This is a genomic window from Streptomyces sp. SID3212, from assembly GCF_009865405.1.
Classification (GTDB): domain Bacteria; phylum Actinomycetota; class Actinomycetes; order Streptomycetales; family Streptomycetaceae; genus Streptomyces.
On sequence record NZ_WWJY01001080.1, the window covers coordinates 1 to 9413 of the forward strand.

Consider the following 9413-nt stretch of genomic DNA (forward strand, 5'->3'; position numbering starts at 1 on the left):
GCCGTCGGGTTCGACGCGCCGTCGGGGGCGCCCGCGCGCGGGGTCGGGTCCTCGCCGCCGCCGCGGTTCGCGAAGGCGATGGCCGCGAGCAGGAGGACCACGACGCCCACGACCATGATGAGGGAGCGTGAACCGCGGGCGGGGCGTCTGCCGCCGCCGTAGCCGTCGCCGCCTCTGGCGTCGGGCAGCCGCGTGCGCGTCTGGCCCGTACCGCCGAAGCCGTCGTCCGTACGGGCGGGACGCGCCGGGTCGCCGTAGCCGTGCTCGTCACCGAAGCTCATGCCGCGAAAGCCCCCTCAGCCGTGCGCGGGTCCGCGTGGTCCGCGTAGTACGACGGTAGCCGTGCTGGTTCCCGCGCGGGCGCGGTGTGGTGACTCGACATCAGGGAGACGCAACCTCAGCCGGTGGGCGCGACGGACGGGTGGTGTGGAGGGCGCACCGGGCGCACGCCTGGTACGTACCGGAGGGACCGGAGGAAAGGACGGACGGAGGAACGGGGTGACAGGTCCGTCGGAACGGCCGAACGGGTGGGACCGAGCACGCTCGGCCGTCCGGGTCGGCCGGCGGGGGAGCCGGCCGCGAGAACGGCCGGGATCAGACAGCCATCCCGTACACGATCGTGAAGAGCGTGCCCAGCGACCCGATGATGAAGACGCCGGTCAGCCCCGCGACGATCAGGCCCTTGCCCTGTTCCGCGCTGAACGTGTCCCTGAGCGCCGTCGCCCCGATGCGCTGCTTCGCCGCGCCCCAGATCGCGATGCCGAGACAGAGCAGGATGGCCACCGCCATCACGACCTCGATCATCACCCGGGCCTCGTTCCCGAGTGTCCCGAAGGGTCCCCAGTCCGGGGCGATACCACCGATGATGGTGGTGATGTCGCCCTTTTCAGCCGCCAGGTACATGTAACTCACCGCCCCTGTTGGGTCGTTCGCCGCCCGGGCCCCATGGCACGGGTCACGCTCTATCTTCGCTGATGGAACCGCCCTCGTATGCCGCTTGGCGGCTCTCTTTACCCGATGCCCGCACATATGACCGGTCCAGGCCCCCTGACCTGGTGCGGACCGGCTCAACACGTACGCAATCGGTTACTCTGTGTATCACGGGGCGTGACTCCGGGCAATGACTGTCGTTGGTCCACTCTTGCGGGGGTGCGGCGCCGTGGAGGGCCGGTGGGGGAGCCGTGGAGGGATTGCGGGGAGCTGGGGCGGGATCAGGTCTGTTGCGACGGTACGGGGTTGGGCTAGGAAGGCGTCTGTGACCCAAGACGAATCGCGCGACGACGCCGCTTCCGCCTCCGCCGCTGACCCGGCCGTCCTTCCCGTTCCCGATGCCGTTCCCGACGCCGACCCCTTTGCCGCCTCCCTCGCGGACACCCAGCGGATTCTGGCCAGGATCGACACGACCCGGCCCCATACCGCCCGTATCTGGAACTACTGGACCGGCGGCAAGGACAACTACCTCGTCGACCGGGAGGCCGGCGACCAGATCAGGAAGCTGCACCCGGGCATCGGGGACTACGCGCTGGCCGACCGTCAGTTCCTCGGCCGGTCCGTCGAACATCTGACCAGGGACGTGGGCATCAGACAGTTCCTGGACGTGGGCACCGGCCTGCCGAGCGCCGACAACACCCACGAGGTCGCGCAGCGCGTGGCCCCGGAGTCCCGGATCGTGTACGTCGACAACGACCCGCTCGTCCTCGCCCACGCGCGGGCGCTGCTGACCAGCTCGCCCGAGGGGAGGACGGACTACCTCGACGCCGACCTCCGCGACGTCGACACCATCCTGGAGCGCGCGTCGCGGACGCTCGATCTCAGCGAGCCCGTCGCGCTGATACTGCTGGGCGTCGTGATCTTCATCGAGGACGACGAGGAGTCGTACGGCCTGGTGCGCCGCCTCATGGACGCGCTGCCCGCCGGCAGCCATCTGGTGCTGTCCCACACGATCACCAGCCCGGCGATGCCGGACGTGGACGCGGCGGTCGCCTTCTGGAACGAGAACGGCACGCCCCGGCTGACCCAGCGCACCCCGGAGCAGCTGCTCCGCTACTTCGACGGGCTGGAGCTGCTGGAGCCCGGGGTGGTGTCGTGCTCACGCTGGCGGCCGGTGGCGGGAGCGGGGTCGGGACCGGGTGGTGAGGGGCTGCCGGACGAGGTGGCGATGTTCGGGGGAGTGGGGCGGAAGGGGTAAGGGGCGCGGAGGTACGTCTCGGCTCTCCTTGTTCCGTTCTCCTTGTTCCGTACGGGTGAACTTGGGCGGGCTGTCGCGGTGTCCGTCCGCCCCGCCGATCCCTGTGCGTGCGGGCGCCTCCGCCGTACGTATGGGTCCTCCTCCGCCGTCCTGACGCGCGATTGCCCCGTGTCCCGCTTTGGGAAAGTGCCGTCGATATCCCTCGATATCCGCCGGCTTCCCGGACCGGGAGCGGGCGCGGGCGGCGGCACTGCGGGACAGGGGCGAGCGGGATGGCGGGGACGGCGGGGAGCGGTGGAGGTGCGGGTGCCGGCGGTGGGGCCGATGTACGGCACAGCGCGGGGCCCTGGACCAGGGCGGCGGGCGCGGCCGAGGCGCTGCGGACCCACCTGGGCCAGGTCCGGCCCGAATTCGCCGCCGCGCACGCGGGGTTGGCGGGCGGTACGGAGGGCCTGGCGGTCGCGGACGTCCTGCGGACGGTACGTACCTCGTGGGAGCGGCGGATCGACACCGCCGCGGGGGAGTGCGGGAGCCTCGCGGGCAGCCTGAGGGCGGTCGCGAAGGACTTGGGCGAGAGTGACGCGGCGGTGCGGGTGGCGCTCGCCGGGGTGGGTGCTGGGGTGGGTGCTGGGGCGGGCTCGGGTTTCGCTTCCGGCCCCCGCGTCGGCCTCGACCCCGGCCCCGGCCCCGGCGTCGGCTCCGGCTCCGGCTCCGGTCCTGGCTCCCGCCCCGGCTTCGGCCCCGGCTTCGGTGGTGGTCGGTGAGTGGCGGGCTGACCTGGGCCCAGTTGCGCGAGGTGCGGTGTTCCGAGCTGGAGGACGCCGCCGACGGCTGGGGCCGGGCGAGCAACCGCGCCGACGCGGCGCGCGACCGGATCGACCGGCAGCTGCTCACCGGAATCCGGGACTCGCAGCGGGGCGAGGCGGCGCGGGCCGCGGGCGTACGGCTGCGGGACCTGAGCCGTGACCTCCAGTACGTCCATACCGAGTGCGGTCTGGTCCGTACGACGCTCAACAGCCTGGCGCATGAACTGCGCGGCCCGCAGCGGGCGTTGCGGGAGGCGCTGGAGGACGCGAGGGCGCTGGGCTTCACCGTGCACCCGGACGGCGGGGTCAGCTACCCCGAGGCGGGCGAGAACTGGTCGACGGGCCGGCCGGTGCCGGGCGGGCGGATCGCGGGGAGCGGGGCGGAGCCGTTCCCGGCGGTGCCGTCGGCGTACGGGAGCGTGAACCCGAACGAGGCGAAGGCCCAGGACGTCGTGGACCGCGTCGGACGGGCGCTGCGCGAGGCGCGGGGCATCGACGAGCGATACGCGGCCACGCTGCGGAAGTTGACGGCCCGGGAGGGCCTCAAGGTCTCGGCCGCGATGTGGACGGACGCGTACGGCGACGCGACGGCGGTACGGGGTGCGGCGGACGGCTACCTCCGGGACGCGATCCCGGAGGCCGCCTCGCCGGCGGAGCGCAAGGCGTGGTGGGACGGCCTGACGCGGGAGCGGCGCGAGGAGTACCTGGCGGTCTACCCGGACGTGATCGGGAATCTGGACGGGATCCCGGCGGTGGTGCGGGATGCGGCGAACCGGGACAACTTGCAGTTGTTGATGGGGAAGTTGGAGGGGCTGGGCGACGAGGGGGCGCGGACGCGGTTGGCGGGGTTGCGGGAGATTGACCGGCAGTTGCGGTTCCCGGACGCGTTGCTGCCGCCCATGCTCCTGCTTGGCATCGGCGACGAGGGAAACGGCCGCGCGATCGTGTCGTTCGGGAATCCGGACACGGCCCGGAACGTCTCCGCCTATGTGCCGGGCCTGGGAACGGCCTTGGACAAGGAGTTCGCGGAGAACGATGTGAAACGGGCCGGCGACATCGCCCTGGGGGCGCAGAAGTACGACCCGTCGAGTGCCGCGCTGGTCTGGTTGGGATATGACGCGCCGCAGCTCTCGGCGGACGATGTCGTCGGCAACACCGATGTGATGTTCGCTGATCGTGCGGAGACCGGGGCGGTCGCGTACAACGAGTTCATGTCCGGCATCTCGGCGACCAACCAGACCGGGGATCCGCATGTGACCGCCATTGGGCACTCCTACGGCTCACTCACCGTCGGCCAGGCCGCACAGCGGCCCGGGGGTGTTCCGGGCGCTGACGACATCATCCTTCTGGGCAGCCCCGGGACCGGTGCGCGATCCGCCGACGAACTCGGCGTGGGCAGGGAGCACGTGTACGTCGGCGCGGCGGAGAACGACCCGGTGACCGCCATGCCCGCCAAGATCGAGGCGCGTGGCATGGCGACGGGGGCGATGAGCGGGGCTGTGGTGGGCGCGGCGATGGGCGGCCCGGTGGGGGCGGTGGTTGGGGGCCTCGGGGGTGGCACGGTGGCGTACTTCGCGCAGGACGCGCAGGCGGACGACCGGGAGATCTGGTACGGGACTGATCCGGCGCACGAGGCCTTCGGCGCGCGGCGGTTCCGGGTGGCGGACGGGCCACGGCCGATCGCGGACATAGGAGGCGTCGACGCGCACACCAATTACTTCAATCCGGATGTGGACGAAGAATCGGCCAGGAACATCGCGAAAATCGTTGCCGGTCACGGCGAACGAATCAAGACCCAGGAGCCTCGATGAGACGGCGGTCTCTCACCGTTCTGCTGTTGGCCGTCACTCTCGCTGGATGCGGCTCGTTCGAATCGCACAAGGAGGACGGGGACATGAAGGTGGCCATGAATATGCAAGAAGGGGCGGACGCGGCGGACGCGATCCTTCTGGACACATTCGAGGCCGTTCAGCCGCCGTTGGCGTGGGCGCATGATGCCGCGACCGAGAGAGCCTGCGGCGGCGACTCCACCGGAACCGGCTCTGCCACTCGACGCGCCACGGTCATGACCAAGGTGTCGACGGTCAGGCGCGGGAACCTGCTGGGGGTGGTGGAGCGGCACTGGAAGAAGCGTGGCTACAAGATCACCAGTGTCGATGCCGACGAGGAACTCCCGGCGGTCTACGCGGCGACCCCGGACGACTTCCGGATGAGCGTGGCCGTCGGGCACGAAGGGCAGTTCTTCCTGAGTGTCACCACTCCGTGCTTCGCCAAGTCCGAGGTTTCACCGCCCCGGCCGCGACCGGACGGTCCTACGTACTCGCGCGCGCCCCTTCCGCCCCCCGACATCCACGACCACTTCTGGTCATCGCGGGATCCTCTTCCGGCCTCCTCGCCGTCCACCCCCTGATCCGACCCCTCCCCGCCTACACTGGTCCGGACAGCGGCCCTGACGCGAAGGGTGTTTTGACGGTGCGTAAGGCATGGCTCGTCGCGTCCGCCGTCGGTGGGTCGGGGATGGCCTTTGTCGCGTTGCTCGTCGTCGGGACCTACTCCGCCGCCGCCGGGCTCGCCGGGGGGAGCGGGGGGACCGTCGGGCTCGCCAAGGGGGCCGTGCCGGCCGCGTACAAGCCGCTCGTGGAGCAGTGGGGCAACCTCTGCCCCGCCATCAACCCCGCCCTCCTCGCCGCGCAGCTGTACCAGGAGAGCGGTTGGAACCCCTCCGCCCAGAGTCCGGCCGACGCCCGGGGCATCGGGCAGTTCATCCCCGGCACCTGGGCCGCGCACGGGATCGATGGGGACAAGGACGGGGATCGGGACATCTGGGACCCGAAGGACGCGATTCCGTCCGCCGCCTCGTACGACTGTGAATTGGCTGATTACGTCAAGGACGTGCCCGGCGATCCGACGAACAACATGCTCGCCTCCTACAACGCGGGCGCGTACGCCGTCATCAAGTACAGGGGCGTGCCGCCGTACCGGGAGACGCAGAACTACGTCAAGATCATCCGGACCCTGGAGAAGAGCTTCGCGGCGCCCGTGGGGCGGGTCGAGCCCTCCCGGCAGGCCGCCGGGGCGATCTACTTCGCCCAGCAGAAGCTCGGTACGCCCTACCTCTGGGGCGGGAACGGCACGGCCGCCCAGGGAGGGCGGTTCGACTGTTCCGGGCTGACGCAGGCCGCGTACCGTACGGTCGGGATCGAGCTGCCGCGTGTGGCCAACGACCAGTACAACGCGGGCGAGCACCCCGCCCGCAACGAGCTGCTCCCCGGTGATCTTGTCTTCTTCTCCGAAGATCTGACCAACTCGCGGGCCATCCATCACGTCGGGCTGTACGTCGGCGGCGGATACATGATCAACGCGCCCTATACCGGGGCCGTGATCCGGTTCGACAAGATCGACAAGCCGGACTACTTCGGCGCGACCCGGGTCACCGAGGACGGTGCCAAGTCCCTGCCGACCAACCTGCCCCCCGACCGTCCCTCCGTGTGAGGGAGAGGTACGGAGAGGTAGGGAGAGGTAGGCAGGGGTACGGTACGAGCCGTCCCGCAGGCGTTGTTCCCGCCCGGGCGGAACCTCCCCCAGGGCCATTCGGCGGTCGCCGAATGGCCGGAACTATCCGTCCCGTCACCCCCCTGAACTGCGACGACGTGTCACTCTTCGATAACGTCATGGTGATCGTTCGGTGGAGAGTGGAACGTACTGCGTGAACAGGCCGTTCCATGGGCAACAGCTGCGCTCTTGATCACGCAGCATGTTCCTTACTGACCACGGGGGTTGGTGGACGCGGCGCGCGGTCCGGCGCGCCTCGGCGGATGTCATGGCGAACAAGGCAAGGGGCCGCAGCAGATGGCTGGACTCGTACTGGATGGGTCGAACCCAGACGTCAGCCTGCTCTACGACATCAACGGGCTGGCCAAGGACGCTCCGTCGTGGTTCGACGGCGTCATGGAGTTCGTCGGCGAGTACGGGATCATGCTCGCGCTCGTCCTGGTGGTCCTGGCCTGCTGGTGGAACGTCCGCGGGCGCGGGTCCGCCGAGGACTCGGTGACCGCCGTCGCCGGGCTCGTCTGGGCGCCGCTCGCCGCCGGGTTCGCGGTCCTCGTCAACATCCCGATCCGTGGGTTCGTCGAACGGCCGCGTCCGTTCCTCGACCACAAGGGCCTGGACGTCCTGGTCGACGGCAAGACCGACTTCTCCTTCGTCAGCGACCACGCCACCATGGCGATGGCCATCGCCGCCGCCGTCTTCGTCGCGCACCGGGGATTCGGGTTCGCCGCCCTCGGGCTGGCCCTGCTCGAAGGCTTCTGCCGCGTCTACATGGGGGTCCACTACCCGACCGACGTCATCGGCGGCTTCGCGCTCGGTACGGCCGTCGCGCTGCTGCTCACCCCCCTCGCCCTCGCCCTGCTGACCCCGCTCGTGTCGGCGGTCTCCCGCTCCCGGCACGCCGGGTGGGTGGTACGGGCCGGGGCCGCGCGCGAGGCCGATCTGATCGCGGGCGCGGGCGCCGTCGGCGGGACCCGGCCGCTCGGGATGCCCGAGCCGCGGCCCGACGACAACAACCTGGCGGCCTGAGCCCGTACCGACCCGGCTGTCTATCCGGGTCGGCGGCCCGTCTCCGCCACCGCGCTCACCACCACGTTCGAGTCCCAGTGCCCGTCGGCGTCGATGACACCCCCGCAGGTGATCAGCCGCAGCTCGGGGCCCGGCACCGGGCCGTACACCCGGGCGGTGGGGAACTTCGCCGTCGGGTACGTGTCCACCGCCGTCACCCGGAACCGCACCCGCCGCCCGTCCCCGAGCTCCGCCTCCACCCTGTCCCCCGCGCGCAGCCGCCCCAGCTTGGCGAAGACGGCGTTACGGATGTTGTCGCGGCCGTTCCTGACCGGGACGGTCCCGGGGTTCGCCGGGGCGTCCCGGTGGCCCACCAGGACGGCCGGGCCGCGTTCGCCGGGGCGCGGGCCCAGGGCGTACCACCCGACCTTCATCGCGTGCCGGAAGCTCGGCGCGTCCAGCGTCCTGGTCTCGTCGAGCGAGAGCGGCATGACCGCCGCGCTGACGCGCAGGGCCGGGATGCGCAGCCGTACGGGAGCGGAGTGCGGGTCGGCGACGTGGACCGCGCGCGGTTCCGCGGCGACCGGTGAGGGGCGGTGCGCGGGCGCCGACCGCTCGGGGAGGACCGCCAGTGCGACGGTCGCCACCGCGCCCAGGGCCGCCAGCCCGAAGAGCGCCTTGACCGTCACGTCCACCGGCCGCCCCGGCGTGGTGGGCCGGCCGGTCCCGGTTCCGGTCAGTGCCGGCCGTCCCTCGACCGGCGCCGGGCGCGCATCAGCAGGGCTGTGCAGGCGACGGCCGCCACCAGGGTCGTGGCGGCGGCGAGGGCCAGCGAGACCGCTCTCGACGGGCCTTGCGCGGCTGCGGAGTCCACGGCGACCGGGTGGTCCGCGCCGCCGCGTGCCCCGCCGGACGGGGTGACCTGGAGGACGCCGACGGAGGCCGAGGCGGAGGCGGTACGGGTGGTCACGGGGGCGGGCGTGACCGCGGCCGGCCCGGTCGTGGCGGGCCGTGCCGGGGTCGCCGTACGGGAGCGGGTGGCCGGGGGCGGGGCGGTCGTTCTGCGGGGAGCGGGTGGGGTGGTGACGGCCGGTTTCCTCGTCGCCGTTCTGGTCGCCTCGGGGGGCGTCGTCTTCGCCGGCTTCGGCTTGGGTTTCGCCGTCCTCGTCGCCGTCGTGTCCTTCGGCTTCATGAGCGGCGGCCTCGTACCGGTCGGCGTGGCGATCCGCGCCGGGGCGGGCACCCTCGCCGTCGCGCTCGCGATCACGCCGGTGGAGGTCCCCGGGGAGGCGGACCGGCCGGGCTTCGCGGACCGCGTGGGGGACGTCGTCGGCTCCGACAGCGGCCTGCCGTTGCCCGCGATCAGGCTGAAGCCCGGCAGGTTCTGGCCCCTCGGCCGGTTCGGCATGTCGTTCTTGAAGTAGTACAGCGGATGCGTGTTAAGGACGACCTGCCGCTCGTCGCTGCCCGGCGCGTCCTTCTTCGTCCTGGACGTCCGCGCGGTCACGTCCTTGGCCTTCGTCGGGGAGCCGAGCGCCGCCGGCCAGGACTTCGCACACGCACCCGTGCAGCCCGACACGTTGGGCTTGTCCGCCTCGCGGATGTACAGCGGATTGCCCTTCTTGTCCGCCACCACGTCGCCGACCGCCGTCTTGATGAGCGTGAGCTTCCCCGGCTCCGTCGGCTTGTCCACGGCCACGGCGGCGCTCGCCCCGAGCGCGAGAAGGAGAGCGGCGGCCGTGGCGAGCGCGGCCGAGCGGGGTCCGTATCGATCCATGGATACAGGCGAACCCCCGGACGCCCGGTCGGCCACCTCGGTGGTCCGTACGGGCTAGGGCGTGTCCGCGAAGTGGGGTCTGGCT

The 9413-nt window shown here is 71.7% G+C and carries 9 protein-coding genes and 1 pseudogene; 6 read left to right on the top strand and 4 right to left on the bottom strand.

Annotated features, from left to right (window positions below):
* Positions 1–281 (bottom strand): annotated as a pseudogene (locus GT042_RS32105) (hypothetical protein); the annotation flags it as partial.
* Between the two features lie 313 nt (positions 282–594).
* Entirely contained in the window at positions 595–903 is a 309-nt protein-coding gene (locus GT042_RS32110) for a hypothetical protein (RefSeq protein ID WP_161312217.1), read from the bottom strand.
* Positions 904–1381: 478 nt separating this feature from the next.
* Here GT042_RS32110 and GT042_RS32115 point away from each other — a divergent pair, with 478 nt between their 5' ends.
* From GT042_RS32115 to GT042_RS32140, 6 genes are all read left to right on the top strand, one after another.
* The gene (locus tag GT042_RS32115; RefSeq protein ID WP_161312218.1) at positions 1382–2188 is read left to right on the top strand and encodes an SAM-dependent methyltransferase; all 807 of its coding nucleotides are present in this window, start codon (positions 1382–1384) and stop codon (positions 2186–2188) included.
* Positions 2189–2460: 272 nt separating this feature from the next.
* Entirely contained in the window at positions 2461–2952 is a 492-nt protein-coding gene (locus GT042_RS32120; protein WP_202534348.1) for a hypothetical protein, read from the top strand.
* The gene (locus tag GT042_RS32125) at positions 2949–4805 is read left to right on the top strand and encodes an alpha/beta hydrolase (protein WP_161312213.1); all 1857 of its coding nucleotides are present in this window, start codon (positions 2949–2951) and stop codon (positions 4803–4805) included. The genes GT042_RS32120 and GT042_RS32125 overlap by 4 nt, the downstream gene beginning before the upstream one ends.
* Positions 4802–5404 (top strand): hypothetical protein, encoded by a 603-nt coding sequence (locus tag GT042_RS32130; RefSeq protein ID WP_237531420.1) that lies wholly within the window; start codon positions 4802–4804, stop codon positions 5402–5404. The genes GT042_RS32125 and GT042_RS32130 overlap by 4 nt, the downstream gene beginning before the upstream one ends.
* A 107-nt stretch (positions 5405–5511) precedes the next feature.
* Entirely contained in the window at positions 5512–6486 is a 975-nt protein-coding gene (locus GT042_RS32135) for a bifunctional lytic transglycosylase/C40 family peptidase (protein WP_161312220.1), read from the top strand.
* 357 nt (positions 6487–6843) lie between these two features.
* Positions 6844–7572 carry a phosphatase PAP2 family protein gene (locus tag GT042_RS32140; protein WP_161312214.1) on the top strand — a complete coding sequence of 243 codons (729 nt, stop codon included), beginning with the start codon at positions 6844–6846 and terminating at the stop codon, positions 7570–7572.
* Between the two features lie 20 nt (positions 7573–7592).
* Here GT042_RS32140 and GT042_RS32145 read toward each other — a convergent pair whose 3' ends face one another.
* Complete coding sequence (locus GT042_RS32145; RefSeq protein WP_161312215.1) at positions 7593–8246, bottom strand: sortase; 654 nt, start codon at positions 8244–8246, stop codon at positions 7593–7595.
* Between the two features lie 41 nt (positions 8247–8287).
* The gene (locus tag GT042_RS32150) at positions 8288–9328 is read right to left on the bottom strand and encodes a hypothetical protein (RefSeq protein WP_161312216.1); all 1041 of its coding nucleotides are present in this window, start codon (positions 9326–9328) and stop codon (positions 8288–8290) included.
* Positions 9329–9413 lie beyond the last annotated feature (85 nt).